This window comes from Streptomyces sp. NPDC007945, from assembly GCF_042958885.1.
GTDB lineage: Bacteria > Actinomycetota > Actinomycetes > Streptomycetales > Streptomycetaceae > Streptomyces.
The window spans coordinates 340,114-360,140 of sequence record NZ_JBIBJV010000005.1 but is presented as its reverse complement, the minus strand read 5'-3'; the positions used below and the strand labels follow the sequence as shown (position 1 = coordinate 360,140).

Below are 20,027 nucleotides of genomic sequence, written 5' to 3'. Positions count from 1 at the left end.
GAGCCGACCCGGGACGACCGCCGAAGGAGCGGGTGCGGTCAGCCCTCGAAGCCGACCGTGCCGTCCGGCAGGATCGCCTCCACCCGCGCCCCGTGCTCGACCGTGCGGCTCACCGTGCAGAACTTCTCGTGCGTGAGCCGCACTCCGCGCGCGAACACCTCCGCCGCCTTCGGGTTCGACTCCGGCAGCTCCATCTCGTAGCTCACCCGGATCCGCCCGATCCGCCCCTCGTCCTCCGGCGTCGACACGGACTCCACCACGATCCGCAGCCCGTCGTGCTCGACGGCCCGCGCCGTCCGGTCGATCACCAGGCCCCCGCAGCCCGCCATCGCCGCCAGCAGCAGCTCCACCGGCGTGAACGAGGGCTGCGCCCCCTCGTCGTCGGCGGCGGCCATCAGCACCTCCGCGCCCCGGTCGTTGCGGGCGGTCCACCGGCGGTATCCGGTGCGTTCGGTCTCGACGCGGTAGTCGGCCATCGGGTACTCCTCAGCAGCGTACGGACATCTGCCCCGTACGCTACGGCTCCCGGCCCGGCCGCCCCACCCGGCCCGGCGCGACACCGGACGCCGCCACCCGTCGAGGCGACGGGAACCTCGTCAGCCCGCGCGCCACCGGGACGACCGCCTCGCGCTCGCGGCCGGTCAGCTCGCCCGCGCCCCCCGGCGGGCGCCTCTGAGTACGGTCGCCACGCCCCTCTGAGTACACCGGCGGATCCGCCCGGCGCCCCTGGCGGCTGCAATGGACCCATGAGCCTCCGCACCCCGCGCCGCCCCCGCCCCCTCCGCCGTGCCTCGGCCACCGGCACCGCCCTGGTGGTCGCGCTCGGCCCGGTCGTGGTGGGCGCGCTGCTCGCCCGCTCGGTCGGCGGCGACCCGATGGTCTCGGTGAACGCCCTCATCGCCGGCGGTGGCCAGCGGGCCAGGGTCTCCCGGGACCAGCTGCGCTCCTGCGGGGGCCGCATGAACGCCCGCCGCGTCCAGGCCCTGCGGGGCCTGCGCGGCAGGACGAAGCCCCGGCGCGAGGCGACGGTCGCGTCCGGTTCCCGCACCGGCCGCGCCGACTCCACCGGCCCCGCCCCGCTCAGGAGCCGCACGATCCGCTCCGGCGCCCAGCGGTAGACGTCGAGCCCGACCGCGGCCCGCTCGCACCTGCCCCGCCGCGCTCCCCGGGGACGCCCCGCCGCCGACGGCTCCCCGGCCCCGGCGCCCGTGGCCGACGCACGGGCGAAATCCGGCGCACCTGACCGAAATCGGGTCTGACCAGCGCGGATCTTCGCGCGATCCGCACCGAAGGGGTCCCGCGCCGCCCCGGGATGCGCGATGATCGCCCCCGCACCCGAGGAGGACCGGACCCTCGGGCGGGTACGGCAGCGTCGAAAGGCATCCCCCATGGCCAGGCGGCATCCCGCGCGCGCGAACGAGCAGAGCCCCCCGCCCGCCGTCGCGGCACGGGACGGCGGTGACGCGCCCGGCATCGGCCGGCGCCGCTTCCTCGGCTACGTCCTCGCCGCGCCGACGCTCACCGTCGCCGCCCAGGCCGGCGCCGAGGCCCTCGCGCCCACGACCGCCGAGGCCGTCGTCCCCTCACTGCCCGGACCGGCCGAGATCCTCGACCTCAACGACCTGCTGACCGTGGCCGCGCTGCCGACCAGCCACCTCGTCACCCTCCGCCTCGACGCGGACGGCACCGTCCACTTCGCCCTCCCGCGCGCCGAGGTCGGCCAGGGGGTCACCACCTCCTCCGCCATGCTCATCGCGGAGGAGCTCGACATCCCCCTGGAGCAGGTGCGGGTCACCCTCGCCGACGCCCGCCCCGAGCTGCTCTTCAACCAGCTGACCGGCGGCTCCAACACCACCGTCTCCACCTACACCCCGATCCGGGTCGCCGCCGCCGTCGCCCGTGGCCGGCTGCTGCACGCGGCCTCCCTCGTCCTCGGCGAGCCCGTCTCCACCCTCACCACCAAGGCGGGCACCGTCCTCTCTCCGGCCGGCGCCGTCCTCGGCTACGGCGAACTCGCCGCCGGGGCCGCCGCCGTGGCGGACTCCGCCGTCACCGTCACCCTGAAGGACCGCGCCGACTTCCGGGTCATCGGCACCGCCCGCAGCCGGCTCGACGCGCTCGACGCCGTCACCGGCCGCAAGAAGTTCGCGATGGACCTCCAGATCGACGGCGCCCTGCCGACCATGGTCTGCCGCCCGCCCACCATCAACGGCACCGTCCGCTCCGTCGCCGACCTCGACGCCGTCCGGGCCATGCCGGGCGTCACCGACGTCGTCACCGTCTCCACCGGCGTCGCCGTCCGCGCCCGCACCTTCGGCCAGTGCGTCGACGCGATCCGCGCACTCGACGTGGAGTGGGGCCCCGGCACCGCCGAGGACGCCACCGACGCTTCCGTCCTCGCCGAGCTGCGCCGGGCCGAACTCCCGCTCGTCGTGCCTCCGTTGCCGCTGCTCACCAAGGCCGTCGACGCCCGCTTCACCTTCCACTTCGCCAGCAACGGCGCCCTGGAGACCAACTGCGCGATCGCCGACGTCCGCCCGGACTCCGCCGAGATCTGGGGGTCGCTGAAGGCGCCGATCGTCGCCCAGGAGCAGATCGCGCTCCGCCTCGGACTGCCCGTCTCCGCCGTGAAGGTGCACGTCACCGAGGGCGGCGGCTCCTTCGGCCGCAAGCTGTTCCACGACGCCGCCCACGAGGCCGCCGAGATCTCGAAGAAGCTCGGCAAGCCGGTGAAGCTCATGTGGCACCGCACCGACGACTTCCGGCAGGGGCGCACCCACCCCATGTCGACCTCCCGGGTCCGCGCCACCTACTCGCTCGGCGAGGTGCTCACCTACGAGCAGCGGCACACCTCCGTGGCCACGGACTTCGGGCACGGCATCGGGGAGGTGCTGACGGCGGAGGCGGCCCGGCTGCCGGTCGCCGACCTCACCTTCTCCGAGACGATGTTCCAGCTCACCCAGGTCAGCCCCTACCACCTCGGCGTCACCACCCAGCTCCTCGCCGAGACCGACAAGGGCTACAACACGGGCTCGATGCGGAACATCTACTCGCCGAACGTGCGCACCGCCCAGGAGCTCGTCATCGACGAGCTGGCCCGCCGCCTGGGCGAGGACGCCTACGCGCTGCGCCGCCGCCTGGCGAAGGAGGCCCGGGGCCGCGCCGTCCTCGACACGGTCGCCCGCCGGGGCCGCTGGGGGCGGCCGATGGAGCCCGGCACGGCGCAGGGCATCGCCCTGCACCCCGAGTACCACTCGTACGTCGCCGTGCTCGCCGAGATCGACTGCCGGCCCGCGACCACCGGCCGCACCGTCCCGAACGCGTACACCGGTCCCCGGGTCACCAAGGTGGTCTGCGCGGTCGACGTCGGCCTCGCCGTCAACCCGCGCGGCCTGGAAGCCCAGATGATGGGCGGCATCTCCGACGGCATCGCCCTCGCGCTCACCTCGGGCCTGCACCTGAAGGACGGGGCCTTCCTGGAGTCCAGTTGGGACAACTACTACTACACGCGGCAGTGGAACACCCCGCCTGAGCTGGAGATCGTCGTCATGCCGCCGACGGGCGACAAGCCGGGCGGGGCGGGCGAGCTGGCCGTCGCCGCGGCGATGGCGGCCGTCGCCTCGGCGTACGGCCGGGCGACCGGCACCATGCCGACGGTCTTCCCGGTCAACCACACCGCCCCGCTCACCTTCACGCCCGCGCCGGCCGTCCCGCCGGTCCCGGCCTCCCCGACCGACGGCCGCGCACGCGTCCTCTGACCCTCCCGGAGCCCTCCGTGCCCCAGCACACCTTCATCCTCAACGGCAAGGCCGTCACCGCCGAGGTCGAGTCCGACGTCCGGCTCCTGTGGGTCCTCAGGGACGTCCTCGGCGTCACCGGGCCCAAGTACGGCTGCGGGGTCGGCGTCTGCCGGGCCTGTACCAGCCATCTGAACGGCAAGGCGTTCACGCCCTGCGCCGTGCCCGTCGGCGAGCTGGCCGCCGACGACGAGGTCATTACCATCGAGGGGCTGCCCGACACCGTCGGCGCCGAGCTCCACCCGATGCAGGAGGCCTGGCTGGACCTGGACGTCGCCCAGTGCGGCTACTGCCAGCCCGGCCAGATCATGGCGGCCGTCGACGCGGTCCGCCGGGCCCGGGAGGCGGGCCGCGAGGTGACCGACGCCGACCTCGACGAGCTCCGCAACATCTGCCGCTGCGGCACCTACCACCGGATCCGGCAGGCGGTCCTGGAAGGGGCCCGGCGGATGCCCTGACGGGTTCCCCGCAGATAGTTCGTGCCGCGAAGGGTAGGTATTCTGTCGGCATGGCGAAGGACGAGGGTGAGCGGATCGGAGTGGTCGGCGCGCTGGTGCGCTCCGCGTTCCTGGTGAACACCGCGTACGCGGAGGCCGCGCACGCGTACGGGCTGACGCCCCAGCAGGGCCAGCTGCTCTGCGTCCTGATGCCGGGGCCGACCGGGATGGGCGAGCTGGGCGCCAAGCTCGGGCTGGCCAAGTCCAGCCTCACCGGCCTGGTCGACCGCACCTCCAGGCTCGGCTTCGTCGGCCGCGAGGCCGACCCGGAGGACGGGCGGGCCGTGCGGGTCGTCCTCACCGGGGAGGGCGCCCGTCTCGCCGACGCCTTCTACACGGAGGCCTGCCGCCGCATCGACCTGCTGCCGTCGGGGCTCGACGACGCCGAGCGGGAGCGGCTGGCCGAGCTCCTCGGCCGGGTCGTCGTGGACAACGAGGTCCCGGAGGTCTTCGCCGACCGGCGCTGAGCCGCCCGTACCGACCGACGCTGAGCTCCGCCTGTACCGACCGGCCCGCCCCCGCCCGTGCCGACCGGCCCGCCCCCGCCCGTACCGACCGGGGCTGAGGCCGGCCTACGCCTCGGCGGTGCCGGGGGCCGTGCCGAAGAGCTCGGCGAACCGTCCCGTGAAGAGGTCGCCGCCCTTGTACTCGGAGACCGTGGCGGCCGGCAGGACGAGGGGCCCGTCGGGGGACGGGAACTGCCCGACGCCGCCGAGCGGCCCGAGCGGCAGCAGGACGGAGGGGACGGGGGAGGGCGTGTAGACGGCCTCCGGCCGTCCGCCCCGGACCTGGGCCAGGATGTCGGCCGCGACGACCTCCGCGTGCTGCATCGCGTACCCGGCCATCTTGGCCTCCTCCAGGGCCGTGACGTCTCCGATCGCGTAGACCCGCTCCTGGCCCTCGACCCGCAGGCGGTCGTCGACGCGCAGCTGCCCCCGCGGGGTGAGCGCGCTGGACAGCTCGGCCGCCAGGAAGCCGCCGTTCACGCCGCCGCCGTGGGCCCGGAACCAGATGTCGGCGGTGAGCGTGCCGCCGTCCGAGGTGCCCACCGTGAAGGTCCCCGCGCGGCCGGGTCCTGCCGGCGGCTCCTCGCTGAGCGCGATGCCGAGTCGTACCCCCACCTTCAGCTCCTCCAGCTGGCGGGCGAGGTCCTCGCGGAGCTCGGGGGCGAAGCCGGGGAGGAGGGCCGCGCCCGGATCGACGAGGGTGATCCGCTTGTCGGGCCACACGGCCCGGATCTCGCCGGCCAGCTCCAGGCCGACCGGCCCGGCGCCGCTGATCAGCACGTGGTCGGCGCCGGCCAGCTCCTCGTGGGTGGCGCGGAGCCGGTTCAGTGCCTCGGCGGAGGAGTCGGTGGCGAACTTCGCCGGGTACGGGTAGGAGGAGCCGGTGGCGACGACCACGTAGTCGGCGTCGACGCGCTCCCCGGAGGCGAGGGTGACGCCGCGGGCGTCGATCGAGGCGGCCCGGTCGCGGATCACCCGGCCCCGGGCGAGGAGCCGGTCGTACGGGAAGAAGACGTTCGGTGCCCAGTCGGGCCGGACGAGGGCCCGGAGCGTGCCGGCGGCGTGCACGAAGGCGTCCTTCGGTTCGACGAGGACGACCTCGACGCCGGCCTCGGCGTCCGCCTCCAGCGCCTTGGCGAGGGCCGAGCCGCCGTATCCCCCGCCGATGACGGTGACGATCGCGTTCATGTCCGTGTTCCCCTTCGGAAGAAGCCCGGGGCGGCGCACCCGCCCCAGTAGTTCGCGACACGAACCATATAGTTCGTGTCGCGAACTGTAAACCCGGTGGCGGCGCCGGGACGCGCGAAGGCCCCCGCCGCGTTCGCGACGGGGGCCTTCGGAAGGTGGCTCAGGCGGCGGGCGGCACCCGCGGCGGACGGCCCGTGCCCCTGGTGAGGCCGTAGCCTCCGATGCCCGCGAGCGCGGCGAGGACACCGCCGGCCGCGGTCCAGAGCCAGCGGTCGGACCACCAGGTGGAGGACCAGCCGTCCTCCGGCGCGGCCGCCTCGACGGCGGTCCTGCGGCCCTCCTCCTCGGCCTGCTCCGCCAGGTCGGCCGTGGTGGCCCCCGGCACCAGCGGCGCGGCGAGCGCCCCGTCGGTGGCGTACGAGCCCCCCATGTCGGAGACGTCGACGCCGAGCCGGGCCGAGAACGACTGGCCCAGGTCCTCCTCCGGCAGCCCGGTGACGGTCAGCCGCACGTAGTAGCTGCCCGGCAGCGGGTCGTTCGCCCAGGCGTCGGCGGAGGCCCGCACGGGCCGCAGCACACAGGCGAGCTCCAGCGACGCGGCCTCCTTGGCGGCGGTGCGCGACTGGGCGCCGTACATGCACGGCTGACGGCGGCGCAGGCCGTCGTACACGTCGACCCGCCAGGTGGCCGGACCGTGCCGCAGGGCGCTCTCCGGCAGCGTCACCGTCGCGCGCACGGTGGGCCGTTCGCCGGTGTCGGCCGGGAACACCCAGTACAGGTAGTCGCCCGTCGCCGCCTGCGCGGTGGCCTCCTGGCCGGGGCGGAAGGCGGCGGCGGTGCGGAAGGTGGTGCCGGCCTCGGTGGGGCCGGCGTCCTCGGATCCCGAGTCCCGGGACACCGACGGCGCGGGCGTGTCGGCGAGGGCGACCGGCGCGACGGGGCCGAGGAGGGCGGCGCCGGCCAGCGCGGCCGCCGCGAGCATCCGTACGGTACGCATCAGTGGGTCCTCCAGACGGCGACGCGCCAGCGGGACAGCCAGCCCCAGACGAGACCGGCGAGGAAGCCGGCGAGCACCAGCGCGCCGAGGAGCCACCAGCCGCGGCCGAGGCCGAAGGAGGCGACGTCCGAGGCGCTCGCCGGGCCGTCCACGACGTCGACGGTGAGCTCGATCGGCATGCCGGGCGTGGTCTTCACCGACGGGGGAGCGGAGAAGGAGTTGCTGACCTGGAGGCAGACGGTCTCGGCGGCCGGCTTGCCGTCGCCGTCCGTGTCCGCGTCCTCCGCCTCCGGCTTCGGGTAGCGCAGCCCGGTGGAGATGACGTCCGTGCGGCCGTCGCCCGCCTCCGAGCCGCGCACGATCTCCCGGCCGTGCCGGGTGACGGCGCGCAGGAGCACCCCGTAGTCGTTGTGGACGGCCCGGTCGGCGGAGACGCTGACCGAGGCGCGCAGTTCCTGTCCGGGCAGCAGGTCGACCCGGTACCAGCGGTGCTCGCCGAAGGTCTCCCGGTCCGTGTAGAGGCCCGGCGCGAGCCGCGGGGCGTCCGCGCAGCGCCCGGCGCCCTCGGTGGCGACGGGGGTCACCACCGGGTCGGCCGCGCGGTCCACGAGCTGGCGGACCCGGCGGGAGAGTTCGTCGGTGCGGTGGACGGAGGTGTACGTGCCTCCGGTGGCCTCGGCGATGCAGGTGAGCTGCTGCCGGGTCTTGGCGTCCGGGACCAGGCCCAGGGTGTCGATCACGAGGTGGATGCCCTTGGCGGCGATCTCGCGGGCCACCTGGCAGGGGTCGAGCGGGGCGCAGGTGTCCTCGCCGTCGGTGATGAGGACGATCCGCTTGGTCGCGCCGTCCTCGCCGAGGTCGTCGGCCGCGCCGAGGAGGGCCGGTCCGATCGGGGTCCAGCCGGTGGGCGCGAGGGTGGCGACGGCGGCCTTGGCCTCGGTCCGGTCGAGCGGTCCGACCGGGTACAGCTGCCGGGTGTCCTTGCAGCCCCGCTTGCGGTCTTGGCCGGGGTAGTCCGCGCCGAGCGTGCGGATGCCGAGCCTGACCTCCTCCGGCACCGCGTCCAGGACCTCGTTGAAGGCCTGCTTGGCGGCGCTCATCCGGGACTTGCCGTCGATGTCCTTGGCCCGCATGGAGCCGCTGACGTCGAGGACCAGCTCGACCTTGGGGGATTCCTTCGCCGCCGGCTCGTCGGCGGAGGCGCTCGTGGGGAGCAACGCGGCGGTCAGGGCGACGAGCAGCGCGCAGGCCCAGGTCGCCAGCCGTTTTCTCGTGATCATCGGCGGATCGTATTGATGATCCTCCGACAATCCAAACCGGGGTCCGGCTCCCCGGCGGACGGGGAGCCGGACGTGCGGCCCTGACGGGCTACCAGATCGCCTCGACCCACTCCGGGTGGTCGATGAAGGGGTTCCGGTTGCCCTGGTAGGTGGAGTGCACGAGGTCGTTGCGGCGCTCCTCGAAGGCGCTCGGCGGGTCCTGCACGTTCCACTGCTTCAGGACCGAGAGCTTGCCGTGGAAGGGCACGCTGCCGTTGGAGGTGGACTCGTTGGGCTCCAGGTTCGGCCAGCCGTCGCCGCCCTCGTACCGCACGGCCATGTAGAGGATCATGCGGGCCACGTCGCCCTTGTCGGCGTCGCGCGGCTCGAAGGAGTCGGCGTCGGTGTAGCTGCCGGGGGCGCCGCTCACCGCGCCGCCGCCGTTGTCGAAGTCCTTGTTGCCGCGCGTGCTGTTGACCTGGACGTCACAGGCCCGCAGGTGGTGCAGGTCGGTCCCGGGGCCGGCCGAGGTGCCGAAGGAGCCGTGCGACTGCGCCCAGGTGTGCTCGCGGTTCCAGTTGCCGACCGAGCCGCCGTTGAGGCTCTTGCTGCGGGAGGCGCCGCTGTAGAGGAGGACGACGTTGGCGCTGTTGTCGGGGTCCTGGTCCAGCGTCTTCAGGGCGTTCCAGACCGCGTCGTACGAGATCGTGTCCTGGTCGCTGATGATGGTGTGCAGCGCCGACTTGAGGCTGGTGCCGGTCTTGCCGACGGCGTTCTTGTAGTACGTGGTGTCGTACGCGGTCGTGGTGGCGGCGGCGGGGGTCGCCGTCACCACGGGGAGCGTGAGTCCGACGACGGCGGCCGACAGCGCCGCCCAGACCTTCCACCTGCGTATCCGTGCAACCGACATGGGGGGCCCTTTCCCGGGGACGGGCACGCGGACGACCGCCGTGCGCCCGGCTCAAGGGGACGGCGTTCTACGCGTGTTGACTTCGTGTCAACGGGGAGGGTCGCACGGGAGAGGGGGTTGTCGTGTTACGGACAAAGAGCCATTGGGTGACGTTCTCGCATACGCGGCGCCCGCGGGCCGGCGGAACGCGCCACTTCGACGTCAGACGCCCCGGAGGTCCACCGGCATCCCCTTCGGCTCCTTGATCCGCTTCATGATGATCTGGGAGTTCACCTCGGTGACCCCGGCCAGCGCCGTCAGCTGCTCGATCCACAGCCGCTCGTACGCCGAGAGGTCCGCGACCGCGATGCGCAGCAGGCACCCCGGGCTGCCGAAGAGCCGGTACGCCTCGATGACGTCGGGGATCGACTGGAGCGCCTCCTCGAAGGCCTCCACCGTCTCCCGGTCGCGCCTCACCTCCACGGAGACCAGCACCTCGAAGCCCCGGCCCACCGCCTCCGGGTCGATGATCGCCCGGTAGCCCCGGATCACCCCGTCCTGCTCCAGCTGACGCACCCGGCGCAGGCAGGGGGAGGGGCTCAGCCCGACCCGCTGGGCCAGCTCCTGGTTGCTCAGCCGGCCGTCCTGCTGGAGCTCGCGCAAGATGTGGAGATCAATTTGGTCCATGGCGCGATTATCTGCCACGCTGAAACATTTCCGCGCCCGAATTGGCAATCGTCTGCTCCTCCTCTTGGCCTACCGTTGCCGAGATGACCCCGGCACGGGACGGGGTCGCGACACACCGGACACGGAGAGGCGGCGGACATGCAGCGGACGAACGACGGAAGCCCGCGGCGGATCGTCGTCATCAGCACCGGCGGCACCATCGCCAGCCGCTGGCAGGGAACCGGCTACGCGGCCGACGCCTCCGGCGACGACGTCCTCGCCACCGCCCCGCTGCCCGAGGGCGTGAGCGTCGAGGTCCGCGACCTCTTCAACGTCAACAGCTCGCTCCTCACCGCGGCCCACCAGCTCGTGCTGCTCCGCACGGTCCACGAGACCCTGGCGGACCCGGGCGTCGACGGCGTCGTCGTCACCCACGGCACGGACACCCTGGAGGAGACCGCCTTCCTCCTGGACCTCCACCACGACGACGCCCGCCCGGTCGTCCTCACCGGCGCCCAGCGCCCCTTCGGCACCGGCGACGGCGACGGCCCGGGGAACCTGTACGACGCCCTCCAGGTCGCCGCGACCGTCCGCGACCTCGGCGTCCTCGTCGTCTTCGACGGCCGTGTCCACGCCGCCCGCGGCACGGTGAAGACCCAGACCCTCGCCGCGGACGCCTTCGCGGACCCCTCGGCCGAGCGGCTGGGCCGGGTCGGATTCTCCCGCGTCGACATCGAGCGCCTCCCGGACCGTCCGGCCGTCCTCCCGCTGCCGGCCGCCGCCCGCACCGCCGACCCGGAGGCCCCCCGCGGCACGCTGCCCCGCGTGGACGTCGTCTTCCACCACACCGACGGCGACCGGCTCCACTTCGACGCGGCCCTCGCCGCCGGGGCCCGCGGCATCGTTCTCGTCGCCACCGGCGCCGGCAACGCCACTCCGGAGATCGCCGAGGCCGTGGCCGAGGCCACCGCGCGGGGCGTCCTGGTCGCCGTCACCACCCGCGTCCCGGCCGGGCCGCTCGCCGAGATCTACACCGGCGGCGGCGCCGTCGACCTCGTCGCCAACGGCGGCCTGCTGACCGGCACCCTCCGGGCCGGCCAGGCCCGCATCGCCGTCCTCTCCGCCCTCCTCGCCGAGACCGACGGCGACGACCCGGCCCGCCGCACCGCGCTCCTGCGCCGCCTCCTCGAGGGCCCGGTCCGGCCCGCCCCCGCGCTCGCCACCGGCACCTCCCGCGAGGCCGCCCCCGCCCCGGTCCCGACCCGGAGCTGACGGGCCCGGCCCGCTCCGGCGGCCACCCCCTGACACGGCTCGCGGGCGTCGACCCCCCTCCTCCGCCCGCGAGCCGGAAACACCCCTTCGTTGGGAACTCACGGAGTCAGCCGCCGCCGCTTCCTGACCGGAACAGGTTCCGTTCTCGGGGCTGCCGCCCTGGCCGGCACCCTCCCCGCCCCCGCCCGCGCCGACGTCCCCGCGGCGACCACCTCGTCGAAGCCCTCCCCGACCTTCTCCCCGTCCCGGCCCGTACGCCGGTCCAGACAGAAGCCGCAGCCGTCGATCTGCGCGATCCGCAGCCGCGCCGCCTCGAACTCGCGCGGCCCCAGGGTCGTGGGCGTACACCGAGAGCGAGAAGTTCGCCGCCGCCGTCCCGATCTCCGGGACCATGTCGCCCCATACGTACCCGATCGGCTCCTGCCCCTCGGGAATGTCGATGATCACCGCGGTCTGCTTCCCAGCCTGCCCACCGCCGGCCGCATCGGCACGTCCAGCGCGTCGTAGAGCCCCGGTTCCGCCGCCGTCAGCCAGTCGATCGCCCCGACGAGGCGTCCCACCGCCGTCGCGTTCCCGCCGGCCGCCCGGTTCCCGTCCTCGTCGGTCGCCGTCACCGTCACCTCGATCCGGGGCCGGCCCTCGACGATCACCCGGTGCGCCCCCGCGCCGTCCGGCGGCACCGGCCAGTCCGGCGCGCAGGACGGATGGATCCGGGTCGCGTGCTCGATCACGATCCGCGGCCCCCCGCCGACGACCCCCTGCACCTCGAAGCGGACGGCGCCCTGGGTGCCCGCCTCGAAGACGCCCATCGTCCGCGTCGTCACCGTCGCCTCCAGCGGACGCCGGTCCACCGTCTCGCGGATCTCCTCCACCTCGACGCCCAGCGCCCTCGCCATCAGCCTGATCTGACCGTCCCACACCATCGTCGGGACGGACGGGAAGAGCATCGGCGGCTCGTGGTCGAGCGGCCGGCCCATCCCGATCAGCTCGCGGACGGAGAACTCCTGTTCGTACGTCGAGTAGTCGAAGATCTCCTGGCAGCGGACCGCGTCCACGGTCGTGCCGAGCCCGCTCACCAGCAGCGGCAGCACGTCATTCCCCCAGCCCGGGTCCACCCCGGAGGCGAAGAGCGAGCCGCCGCCCTCGGCCACCGCCGCGAGCACCGGGTCGCGGAACTCGGGCGGCGCGTTCCGCGGGTCGTACAGCGGATACAGCGACGGCGTCACCACCACCGCCCCGCCGCCACCGCCCGCACCACGTCCTCCAGGGCGCCGTCGGGCCGCACGTCCCCGGACGCGGCGTACACCACGGCCCCCGGCCGTGCGTCGAGCACCGCCCCGACGTCGTCGGTCGCGACCACCCCGAGCGCGCGCCCGAGGCCCGCGAGCGCGCCCGCGTCCCGGCCCACCTTCACCGGATCGGAGACGAGGACCGCCGCCAGTTCGAGCCCGGGATGGGCGTCCACGGCCCGGATGGCCGCCCGCCCGACCTTCCCGGTTCCCCACACCACCGTCCGTATCATGCGCGGAGGGTAGCGCCGGGGGACGGAGGTTCCCAGAGCCGCGACAAGAAGATCTGACGTTCCGTCAAATGTGTTTCGTCGTCGCGGAGGTCACGTCAGGCGCAGCGTCACGTACGGGATCGTGTCCCCCGGCAGCACATACCGCTCCACCTCCGTGAACCCCCGCGCCAGCGCGAACCGCAGCCCCTCCTCGTTCGAGGCGAGGACCACCGTCTCCACGCCCTGCCCGCCCAGCGTCCCCGCGTGCGCGAGCCCCCGCTCGTACAACGCCGTTCCGAAGCCCCGCCCCCGGTACTCCGGCAGGATCCGCGCGATCACCGTCGCCGCGGGCGTCCCCCCGTCCGGCGGACGCACCGTCGAACAGCCCACGGCCTCCCCGTCCAGGTACGCCACGTCCAACCGGTTCCGCCCGGCCCGCTCCCGCACCTCGTCCTCGGACAGCACCGCCGTCGGGACGACCGTGTTGTGGACCGCCCGCCAGTCGGCGAGCCCCCGGCCGTCCGCCGCCGGAACCACCCGCAGCTCCCCGTACCCCTCTTGATCATTCATCCCCGCACCCAACCCGGCACCCGGGCGCCCGTCAACCCGGTTCCGCCCCCCGCCGCTCCGCCGTACGGGTGGGCCGCCGCCGCCCCGCGCAGTGCCGCCCGCCGAACGGGTACGGATCGCTGCACTGCCCCCGGCCAGGAGGATGCCTTCCCATGCCCGCCTTCGTCCGCAAGGGCGCCCCCGCGCTTCTCGGCGCCGGCACCCTGTGCGCGGCCCTGCTGCTCACCGCCTGCGCGCGCCCCGAACCGACCGGCCCGGCCCCGGCGACCACCCCCGCCCCCGTGAAGAGCACGGCCGCCCCGGCCACCGACGCCCGCCCCCGCACCGCCCCGCGCGTCCCCGGCCTCGGCCCCCTCACCCAGGCCCGGATCCCCACGACCACCAGCCAGGCCCTCGTCGTCACCGGCGCCACCGAGAACAGCAACACCGCCACCGCCGTCCTCCACCAGCGCGCCCCCGACGGCAGCTGGTACGAGGCCGGCGGCCCGTGGCCCGCCCACAACGCCCTCAAGGGCTGGACCATGGACCACTCGGCGGGCGACCTGCGCACCCCCATCGGCGTCTACCGCATCGGCGACGCCGGCGGCCGGCTTCCCGACCCCGGCGCCCGCCTCCCCTACGACCAGGACCCCCAGTTCGCCATCAGCGGCACCGGCTTCCGCGGGGAGCCCCTCGAAGGCTCCTTCGACCACGTCATCGCGATCGACTACAACCGCGTCCCCGGCCGCACCCCCCTCGACAAGGAACGTCCCCTCGGCGCGGCCAAGGGCGGCGGCGTCTGGATCCACGTCGACCACGGCGGCCCCACCCAGGCCTGCGTCGCCCTCGACCGCGACGACCTGCGCACCCTGCTCGTCGCCCTCGACCCGGCCGCCGGGCCCGTCGTCGTCATGGGGCCGGCCCCCGAACTCGCCCGCTGAGCGGGCGGCTCCGGAGGCCGGGCGGGACGGGGCGGCGGGGGAGCGGACTCAGCCGACCGCTCCCCGGAACGCCTCGGTGTGCTTACTGATCTGATCGGGCGACAGATACGCGTCGGTGTACTCGAAGTCCCGCAGCGTCCCCGCCTTCGACGCCAGGAACCCGGTCCGCACGTAGTCGTCCCCGGCCACCGCGTTCAGCAGCCAGTTCGTCATCACCCGGGTCTTCGCCACGTTCGTGCGCAGCGCCGCCCAGTGGTAGCCGCGCGCCACCGCCTGCGCCGCGGGCCCGTGCAGCTCGACGCCCAGCGGCTTCGACACCCCGTCCATCCCGCCCAGGTCCACCACCAGCCCGAGGTCCTTGTGCGTGTACGGCCGCGGGGTGCCGCCGCGCAGGGTCGACACCAGGTTGTCCGCGAGCGCCTTGCCCTGCCGCATCGCGTGCTGCGCGGTCGGCGGGCAGATCGCGCCCTCCTCGCCCTTCGCCAGGTCCGGCACGGCCGCCGCGTCACCCAGCGCCCACACCCCTTCGGTCCCCGGCACCCGCATCTCGGCCGTCGTCACGAGCCGGCCGCGCACGGTCTCCGCGCCGACCGTCCCGACCAGCGGGCTCGCCGCCACGCCGGCCGTCCAGATCAGGGTGCGGCAGGGCAGCACCCGGCCGTCCGTGAGGGTCACGTTCTCGTCGTCCACCGAGGCCACCGACACCCCCAGCGAGACCTGGATGCCGCGCTTCGTGAGGATGTCCATCGCCGCCGCGCCCAGCTTGTCGCCCAGCTCCGGCATCAGCCGGGGCGCGATGTCCACCAGGTGCCACTTGATCAGGGCCGGGTCGAGACGGGGATAGCGCTTGACCGCGTTGTGGGTGAGGAGCTGCAGGCAGGCCGCCGTCTCGGTGCCCGCGTATCCGCCGCCGACCACCACGAACTGCAGCCGGGCCGCCCGCTCGGCGTCGTCGTCGCTCGCGTCCGCCAGGTCCAGCTGGGCGATCACGTGGTCCCGTACGTAGACCGCCTCCGCCAGGGTCTTCATGCCCCGGGCGTGGTCGGCGAGCCCCGGGATGTCGAAGGTCCGGGTCACGCTGCCGGGCGCGAGCACCAGATGGTCGTAGGGCTCGACGTCGTACTCGCCGGAGATCGTCCGGACCACCACGGCCTTCGCCGCCGTGTCCACGCCGACCGCGCCGCCCGGCACGATCCGTGTCCGGTGCCGCTGGCTGCGCCGCAGCGACAGGGCCACCGACTGGGGCGTCAGGACGCCGGCCGCCACCTGGGGGAGCAGCGGCAGATAGAGCTGGTACGAGAAGGGTGAGAGGAGCGTGATGTGTGCCTCCCGCTCGGTCAGCCGCCGTTCGAGCCGCTTCACACAGCCCACGCCGGCGAACCCGGCGCCCACCACGAGGATCCTCGGTCGCGTCACGCTTGCCGCCTTCCCTAGGAGCGTGCAATGTGCCGTCCCCGGTGACTGCCTAGGGACATCTGGCAATTTTTCGTTGACTATCCGTGGTTTACCCTTTTTATCGTCATTGCATCAGAATCGCTCTTCGGCGGGGTCCGCTCCGGGGCGGGCGGAGCCCGGCTCCGGGTTCGGCTACCCGCCGAACGCCATCGTCAACGTCCCGTCGGCGCGGGCCTCCCGGACGTCGCCGCCGCGCGGGACCGACGGGCGGCCTTCCCGGACCCGGGTTACGTTTCCGGAGGAACCCGCACGGAAGGCGACACGCGCCCATGACCACGTACCAGGTCGGCTACTTCGTCGGCAGCCTGTCGAGGAAGTCCATCAACCGGATCCTCTCCCGCGCCCTCATCAGAGTCGCGCCGGCGGGACTCGAGTTCCGCGAGATCCCCATCAAGGACCTTCCGCTGTACAACCACGACTTCGACGCCGACTACCCGCCGGAGGGCAAGGCCCTCAAGGAGGCCATCGCCTCGGTGGACGCCGTCCTCTTCGTCACCCCGGAGTACAACCGCTCCATCCCCGGCGGCCTGAAGAACGCCATCGACTGGGCCAGCCGCCCCTGGGGCACCAACTCCTTCACCCACAAGCCGTCCGCCGTCATCGGCGCCTCGCCGGGCAAGATCGGCACCGCGGTCGCCCAGCAGAGCCTCCGCTCCGTCCTGAGCTTCTGCAACTCGCCCCAGATGAACGCCCCCGAGGCGTACATCCAGTTCACCCCCGGCCTCTTCTCCGAAGACGGCGAGGTCACCGACCCCACCACCCAGCAGTTCCTCGCGGACTTCATGGCGGACTTCAAGACCTTCATCGAACGCGTCCTGACGGTCCTGCCCCGCACGTGAGCCCCAACAAGCCGCCGGAGAAGGCGAGTTGAGGTGACGCACGCCTCAGGCTGAGCGGGAGGACGGCTTCGGCCGCACTCGCACGCGAGGTCTCGCCAGGGGAGCTTGCCGCGCATGGTGTCGGGGTCGGAGGACCGTCACCTGCCGGGGCGGATCGGCGGGTACGTCCTGGAACGGGAGCCGGGCGCGGGCGGCGTGGGCACGGTGTACCTCGCCCGCTCCCGCGCGGGCGCGCCGTCGCCGTCTAGGTCGCCCGGCCCCAGCTCGCCGCCGACCCGCACTTCCGCGCCCGCTTCCGGGCCGAGGTCGAGGCCGCCAGGCCCTCGTCGGTTCCGGTCCCGTCCTCGGTTCCAGTGCGGTCGTCGGGGCGTGGTCCGCCCGTCGGGTGCGGTCTGATCGTCGGTTCCGGCTCGTCCCGCGGAGCCGGGCGTTCGCCCGCTCCCGGAATCGTGTCGCTCATACCGCGCCGCCGTCCGTGACCAGGGCGGTCACCAGGCGGCGGATCGCGGGGCGGGGGTCGGGGGAGTCGGGCCAGGCGGTCATCAGGAGGTGGTGGCCGGCGCCGACCAGGGCCAGGGCGGCGGAGGCCGGATCCAGGGAGGCGGGGGTGCGGCCGAGGGCGCGTTCGGCCTCCAGGTAGGCGGCGACGGCCTCCTCGATCGAGGCGAAGCCCGGCGCGCCGCCCGCCAGGGCCTCGCGGACGCGCAGCGCGGCGGCCGGGCGGGTCATGGCGAGCCCGGAGAGCGCCGGGCCGCCGGAGTCGAAGAGGGCCTGGACGACGGTGTCGAGGTTGCCCGCCACCGTCCCCTGTCCGACCAGCCCGGCGAGGGCCCGCGCGCTCGCCGTCGTACGGGCGAAGCGGTCGAGGCACAGGTCGGCGACGAACTCGTCGAAGCCCTCGAAGTGCGCGTGCAGCAGCCCCTTGGCGCACCCCGCCTCCGTGGTCACGGAACGGCTGGTGAGCGCCCCCGGCCCGTCCCGCTCCACGACCCGCTCGGCCGCCGCGAACAGTCGTTCGCGCACGTCCGGCGTCGCCACTCCACGCGGTGACATGAACCCGCCGTCCTCTCCGTCGTCCGTCGCTGGTGCCTCCCCGGCGTCCGGCCGCGGGGATCACGTGGATCGTAAACGGGATTGCCGGAATGGGCACACGCCCATACTGTGGGCCGCATCAGAATGGGCGCTCGCCCATTCTGGCCCGTCACCCACGGAGGCAGTCGTGACCGTCATCGTCAACACCGCGCAGGAGCAGGCGTGGAACGGCCCGGAGGGCGCCCACTGGGCCCGTCACCAGGACCGCTGGAACGCCGTCAACGACGGCTTCAACGAGTCGCTGCTCGACGCCGCCCGCATCGGCGGGCGTCATCGCGTCCTCGACATCGGCTGCGGCGCCGGCCGGACCACCCGGCTCGCCGCCCTCCGTGCCCCCCGGGGTCACGCGTCCGGACTCGACCTCTCCGGCCCGATGCTCACCGAGGCCCGCGCCCTGGCCGAGGCCGAGGGCGTCCGCAACGTCACCTTCACCCGCGGCGACGCCCAGACCCATCCCTTCGACGACGCCGCCTTCGACGCGGCGATCAGCCGCTACGGCGCCATGTTCTTCGCCGACCCCGAGGCCGCCTTCGGGAACATCGCGCGCGCCCTGCGCCCCGGCGGCCGGCTCGCCCTGATCTGCCCGTCCGACCCCGACCTCAACGGCTGGGTCACCGCGATGGCCTCCCTGCGCGGCATCCTGCCGGTCGGCGACTTCGCCCGCCCCGGGCAGCCGGGCATGTTCTCCCTCGGCGAGCCGGACCACGTCCGCGCCGTCCTCACCGCCGCCGGTTTCACCGGGGTCACGCTCGACGAGACGCGCGCCTACGGCACCTGGGGCCGGGACGCCACGGACGCGGCGGACTTCCTCCTCGCCACCGGCCCCGGCCGGCACCTGATGGACCAGGCCGACGAGCCCGCCCGGGACCGGGCCCGCGCGGCCCTCACGGACCACCTGCGCGCGCACGAGCAGCCCGACGGCACCGTCAGGCTGCTCAGCACGGCGTGGCTGGTCACGGCGGACAGGGCGTAAGGGAGCCCTCGACGGGCCCGGAAGCCGGCCGTGCGCGAGGGCCGCGCCCTGGGCGGCGCCTCTGGAGGAACGTCCGAGGACCCTGCCCCGCGGACGCGTCCTCTGGAGGGCGGCCGCCCTGGGGTCCGGCCCCTCGGATGAGCTTCTGGGGGATGACCGTCCGAGGGCCTGGCCCCTCGGCGGGGCCCCTGGAGGACGACCGCTCAAGGACCCGGCCCCTCGGACGAGCCCTTGGAGGACGACGGCCCGAGGGCCCTGCCCTTCGGACGTGATTCCTCGGACGGGCTTCCTCCTCGGACGTGCTTCCTCGGACGCGCTTCCTAGAGGACGACCACGCCGAGCGGGCGTGAGCCCGCCGCGAGGCGCTTCACCTCGCCCGAGGCGAGGTCGACGACGCTGATCCCGTCCCAGTACCCGTCCCGGGTGAAGCCGCCGGTCACGTACGCGGTCCGGCCGTCCTTCGACACGGCGACGTCCTCGTGCGGCCCGTCGAGCGGGTAGACGCGCTCCCTGCCCTCGGGCGTCCGGACGGTCAGCGACGGACCCCGGTCCTCGCTCGGGTCGATCGGCCCGGTGCCGACGGCGAACAGCGTCCCGTCCGCCGTCACGGTCGCCCCGTGCTGGTGCGTGTCCGCGGTCATGTCCTCGATCTCGACCCGGCCGGTGGCCGGGTCGACGACGGCGAGCCGCTCGCCCTCGAACGGCAGCAGCAGCTTCCCGTCCGAGGGGCGCACGGCGGTGTAGTGCGGCTTCAGCCAGGAGCCGAGCCCGCCCTCCGTACCGTACGGAGCGACCTCGACGCGCCGGGCGGCGAGGGAGCCCGCGTCGACGACGGTCACGTCGAAGGAGTCGTGGTTCGTGGCGTACACGGCGGACCCGTCCCGGCTCACGTCCACGTCGAACGGCCGGCGTCCCACCTCGACCGCGCCCACGACCTCCACGGACGCGGTGTCGATCACCTCCAGGGTGCCGTTCCCGCCGGGCACGGTCACCCCCACGTACACCCGCTTCCCGTCCGGCGACAACGCGATGCCCATCCCGCCGCCCCGGTACTCGCCAGTGGTGACGGGTCCGGTGTCCGTCCGGTACGGGACGAGGGCCAGGCGCCGACGGGTGTCCGTGTCGACGACGGCGACGCCCTCGGCCGTCGCCACCCAGGCCCGCCCGTCCTCGCCGAGCGCGAGCCCGTACGGAGCGGTGCCCACCTTCACGGAGCCGGTGGCGCCGCGCGCCGGATCGACGAACGTCACCGTGTCCGAGCCGAAGTCGCTGACGAGCAGCGTCCCGACCGCGGGCCCGGTGCCGGCCCCCGCGGTCCCGGCGGCGGGGGAGGGAGTGACCGTGGTGGGAGGAGGAGTGACGGTGGCGGCGCGGGCGGAAGGCGTGGTCGCGGTGGGGCCGGGCCCGGCCGCGGGAGCCTCGTCGGCCTGGGCGCATCCCGTCAGCAGGACCCCGGCGACGGCCGCGGGAAGCAGGATGCGAGCGGTTCGGGACGTGCGGGGGTTCTTCGTCATCTCGGGCTCCTCGGGGCGGGACAGAAGGAGGACACCGCGCGGACCCGGCTTCTCCCGTATTCCGATCCTCCGGCGGCCGGGCACCCATGCCC

The 20,027-nt window shown here is 74.3% G+C and carries 18 protein-coding genes and 3 pseudogenes; 9 read left to right on the top strand and 12 right to left on the bottom strand.

The features are described from left to right. Positions 1 to 38: 38 nt before the first annotated feature. On the bottom strand, positions 39 to 476 hold the full coding sequence (locus ACFZCF_RS18680; protein WP_388444428.1) for an OsmC family protein: 438 nt from the start codon (positions 474 to 476) through the stop codon (positions 39 to 41). A 270-nt stretch (positions 477 to 746) separates the two neighbouring features. Here ACFZCF_RS18680 and ACFZCF_RS18675 point away from each other — a divergent pair, with 270 nt between their 5' ends. The 4 genes from ACFZCF_RS18675 (at position 747) to ACFZCF_RS18660 (ending at position 4,761) form a co-directional block, all read left to right on the top strand. After that, on the top strand, positions 747 to 1,118 hold the full coding sequence (locus ACFZCF_RS18675) for a hypothetical protein (protein WP_388444417.1): 372 nt from the start codon (positions 747 to 749) through the stop codon (positions 1,116 to 1,118). A gap of 270 nt (positions 1,119 to 1,388) precedes the next feature. Continuing rightward, positions 1,389 to 3,758 (top strand): molybdopterin cofactor-binding domain-containing protein, encoded by a 2,370-nt coding sequence (locus ACFZCF_RS18670; protein ID WP_391287348.1) that lies wholly within the window; start codon positions 1,389 to 1,391, stop codon positions 3,756 to 3,758. Between the two features lie 17 nt (positions 3,759 to 3,775). Continuing rightward, complete coding sequence (locus ACFZCF_RS18665) at positions 3,776 to 4,255, top strand: (2Fe-2S)-binding protein (protein ID WP_388444411.1); 480 nt, start codon at positions 3,776 to 3,778, stop codon at positions 4,253 to 4,255. 50 nt (positions 4,256 to 4,305) lie between these two features. Further along, positions 4,306 to 4,761 (top strand): MarR family transcriptional regulator, encoded by a 456-nt coding sequence (locus ACFZCF_RS18660; RefSeq protein WP_391287345.1) that lies wholly within the window; start codon positions 4,306 to 4,308, stop codon positions 4,759 to 4,761. 105 nt (positions 4,762 to 4,866) lie between these two features. Here ACFZCF_RS18660 and ACFZCF_RS18655 read toward each other — a convergent pair whose 3' ends face one another. From ACFZCF_RS18655 to ACFZCF_RS18635, 5 genes are all read right to left on the bottom strand, one after another. Then, the gene (locus ACFZCF_RS18655) at positions 4,867 to 5,988 is read right to left on the bottom strand and encodes an FAD-dependent oxidoreductase (RefSeq protein WP_391287343.1); all 1,122 of its coding nucleotides are present in this window, start codon (positions 5,986 to 5,988) and stop codon (positions 4,867 to 4,869) included. 160 nt (positions 5,989 to 6,148) lie between these two features. Beyond that, positions 6,149 to 6,985, bottom strand: a complete 837-nt coding sequence (locus ACFZCF_RS18650; protein ID WP_391287341.1) for a hypothetical protein — start codon at positions 6,983 to 6,985, stop codon at positions 6,149 to 6,151. Next, positions 6,985 to 8,265: a VWA domain-containing protein gene (locus ACFZCF_RS18645; protein ID WP_391287339.1), complete on the bottom strand. Its 1,281-nt coding sequence runs from the start codon at positions 8,263 to 8,265 to the stop codon at positions 6,985 to 6,987. The genes ACFZCF_RS18650 and ACFZCF_RS18645 overlap by 1 nt, the downstream gene beginning before the upstream one ends. 88 nt (positions 8,266 to 8,353) lie before the next feature. Continuing rightward, positions 8,354 to 9,154 carry an endonuclease gene (locus ACFZCF_RS18640; RefSeq protein ID WP_391287337.1) on the bottom strand — a complete coding sequence of 267 codons (801 nt, stop codon included), beginning with the start codon at positions 9,152 to 9,154 and terminating at the stop codon, positions 8,354 to 8,356. A 201-nt stretch (positions 9,155 to 9,355) separates the two neighbouring features. Then, a complete protein-coding gene (locus ACFZCF_RS18635) occupies positions 9,356 to 9,820 on the bottom strand; it encodes a winged helix-turn-helix transcriptional regulator (protein ID WP_391287336.1) in 465 nt (154 codons plus the stop codon). A 138-nt stretch (positions 9,821 to 9,958) separates the two neighbouring features. Here ACFZCF_RS18635 and ACFZCF_RS18630 point away from each other — a divergent pair, with 138 nt between their 5' ends. Next, complete coding sequence (locus tag ACFZCF_RS18630) at positions 9,959 to 11,071, top strand: asparaginase domain-containing protein (RefSeq protein ID WP_391287335.1); 1,113 nt, start codon at positions 9,959 to 9,961, stop codon at positions 11,069 to 11,071. 218 nt (positions 11,072 to 11,289) lie between these two features. Here the strand turns inward: ACFZCF_RS18630 and ACFZCF_RS18625 are convergent. From ACFZCF_RS18625 to ACFZCF_RS18615, 3 genes and pseudogenes are all read right to left on the bottom strand, one after another. Next, a pseudogene (locus ACFZCF_RS18625) lies at positions 11,290 to 11,518 on the bottom strand (carboxymuconolactone decarboxylase family protein); the annotation flags it as partial. Next, positions 11,515 to 12,593: pseudogene (locus ACFZCF_RS18620) on the bottom strand (dihydrodipicolinate reductase). The pseudogenes ACFZCF_RS18620 and ACFZCF_RS18625, both read right to left, overlap by 4 nt. Positions 12,594 to 12,683: 90 nt before the next feature. Beyond that, positions 12,684 to 13,142 carry a GNAT family N-acetyltransferase gene (locus ACFZCF_RS18615; protein WP_391287333.1) on the bottom strand — a complete coding sequence of 153 codons (459 nt, stop codon included), beginning with the start codon at positions 13,140 to 13,142 and terminating at the stop codon, positions 12,684 to 12,686. A gap of 152 nt (positions 13,143 to 13,294) precedes the next feature. On the opposite strand from ACFZCF_RS18615, the gene ACFZCF_RS18610 reads away from it, so the two are divergent. Further along, positions 13,295 to 14,062 (top strand): hypothetical protein, encoded by a 768-nt coding sequence (locus ACFZCF_RS18610; protein ID WP_391287331.1) that lies wholly within the window; start codon positions 13,295 to 13,297, stop codon positions 14,060 to 14,062. 48 nt (positions 14,063 to 14,110) lie between these two features. On the opposite strand, the gene ACFZCF_RS18605 is transcribed toward ACFZCF_RS18610, so the two are convergent. Continuing rightward, a complete protein-coding gene (locus tag ACFZCF_RS18605) occupies positions 14,111 to 15,478 on the bottom strand; it encodes an NAD(P)/FAD-dependent oxidoreductase (protein ID WP_388444384.1) in 1,368 nt (455 codons plus the stop codon). 308 nt (positions 15,479 to 15,786) lie between these two features. On the opposite strand from ACFZCF_RS18605, the gene ACFZCF_RS18600 reads away from it, so the two are divergent. Together ACFZCF_RS18600 and ACFZCF_RS18595 are read left to right on the top strand one after the other, a co-directional pair. Further along, positions 15,787 to 16,356, top strand: coding sequence for an NAD(P)H-dependent oxidoreductase (locus ACFZCF_RS18600; RefSeq protein WP_391287329.1), 570 nt, complete (start codon positions 15,787 to 15,789; stop codon positions 16,354 to 16,356). A 114-nt stretch (positions 16,357 to 16,470) separates the two neighbouring features. After that, positions 16,471 to 16,676 (top strand): annotated as a pseudogene (locus tag ACFZCF_RS18595) (serine/threonine protein kinase); the annotation flags it as partial. 136 nt (positions 16,677 to 16,812) lie between these two features. Here ACFZCF_RS18595 and ACFZCF_RS18590 read toward each other — a convergent pair. Further along, positions 16,813 to 17,409, bottom strand: a complete 597-nt coding sequence (locus ACFZCF_RS18590; protein WP_391287327.1) for a TetR/AcrR family transcriptional regulator — start codon at positions 17,407 to 17,409, stop codon at positions 16,813 to 16,815. A gap of 166 nt (positions 17,410 to 17,575) precedes the next feature. Here ACFZCF_RS18590 and ACFZCF_RS18585 point away from each other — a divergent pair, with 166 nt between their 5' ends. After that, a complete protein-coding gene (locus ACFZCF_RS18585; protein ID WP_391287325.1) occupies positions 17,576 to 18,421 on the top strand; it encodes a methyltransferase domain-containing protein in 846 nt (281 codons plus the stop codon). A gap of 320 nt (positions 18,422 to 18,741) precedes the next feature. Here the strand turns inward: ACFZCF_RS18585 and ACFZCF_RS18580 are convergent, their stop codons facing one another. Continuing rightward, on the bottom strand, positions 18,742 to 19,935 hold the full coding sequence (locus tag ACFZCF_RS18580; RefSeq protein ID WP_391287323.1) for a YncE family protein: 1,194 nt from the start codon (positions 19,933 to 19,935) through the stop codon (positions 18,742 to 18,744). Positions 19,936 to 20,027: the final 92 nt, after the last annotated feature.

Coding starts and splice junctions, on each gene's coding strand:
- ACFZCF_RS18680 (WP_388444428.1), bottom strand. CDS start 476: ATGGCCGACTACCGCGTCGAGACCGAACGCACCGGATACCGCCGGTGG.
- ACFZCF_RS18675 (WP_388444417.1), top strand. CDS start 747: ATGAGCCTCCGCACCCCGCGCCGCCCCCGCCCCCTCCGCCGTGCCTCG.
- ACFZCF_RS18670 (WP_391287348.1), top strand. CDS start 1,389: ATGGCCAGGCGGCATCCCGCGCGCGCGAACGAGCAGAGCCCCCCGCCC.
- ACFZCF_RS18660 (WP_391287345.1), top strand. CDS start 4,306: ATGGCGAAGGACGAGGGTGAGCGGATCGGAGTGGTCGGCGCGCTGGTG.
- ACFZCF_RS18655 (WP_391287343.1), bottom strand. CDS start 5,988: ATGAACGCGATCGTCACCGTCATCGGCGGGGGATACGGCGGCTCGGCC.
- ACFZCF_RS18650 (WP_391287341.1), bottom strand. CDS start 6,985: ATGCGTACCGTACGGATGCTCGCGGCGGCCGCGCTGGCCGGCGCCGCC.
- ACFZCF_RS18645 (WP_391287339.1), bottom strand. CDS start 8,265: ATGATCACGAGAAAACGGCTGGCGACCTGGGCCTGCGCGCTGCTCGTC.
- ACFZCF_RS18640 (WP_391287337.1), bottom strand. CDS start 9,154: ATGTCGGTTGCACGGATACGCAGGTGGAAGGTCTGGGCGGCGCTGTCG.
- ACFZCF_RS18635 (WP_391287336.1), bottom strand. CDS start 9,820: ATGGACCAAATTGATCTCCACATCTTGCGCGAGCTCCAGCAGGACGGC.
- ACFZCF_RS18630 (WP_391287335.1), top strand. CDS start 9,959: ATGCAGCGGACGAACGACGGAAGCCCGCGGCGGATCGTCGTCATCAGC.
- ACFZCF_RS18615 (WP_391287333.1), bottom strand. CDS start 13,142: ATGAATGATCAAGAGGGGTACGGGGAGCTGCGGGTGGTTCCGGCGGCG.
- ACFZCF_RS18610 (WP_391287331.1), top strand. CDS start 13,295: ATGCCCGCCTTCGTCCGCAAGGGCGCCCCCGCGCTTCTCGGCGCCGGC.
- ACFZCF_RS18600 (WP_391287329.1), top strand. CDS start 15,787: ATGACCACGTACCAGGTCGGCTACTTCGTCGGCAGCCTGTCGAGGAAG.
- ACFZCF_RS18590 (WP_391287327.1), bottom strand. CDS start 17,409: ATGTCACCGCGTGGAGTGGCGACGCCGGACGTGCGCGAACGACTGTTC.
- ACFZCF_RS18580 (WP_391287323.1), bottom strand. CDS start 19,935: ATGACGAAGAACCCCCGCACGTCCCGAACCGCTCGCATCCTGCTTCCC.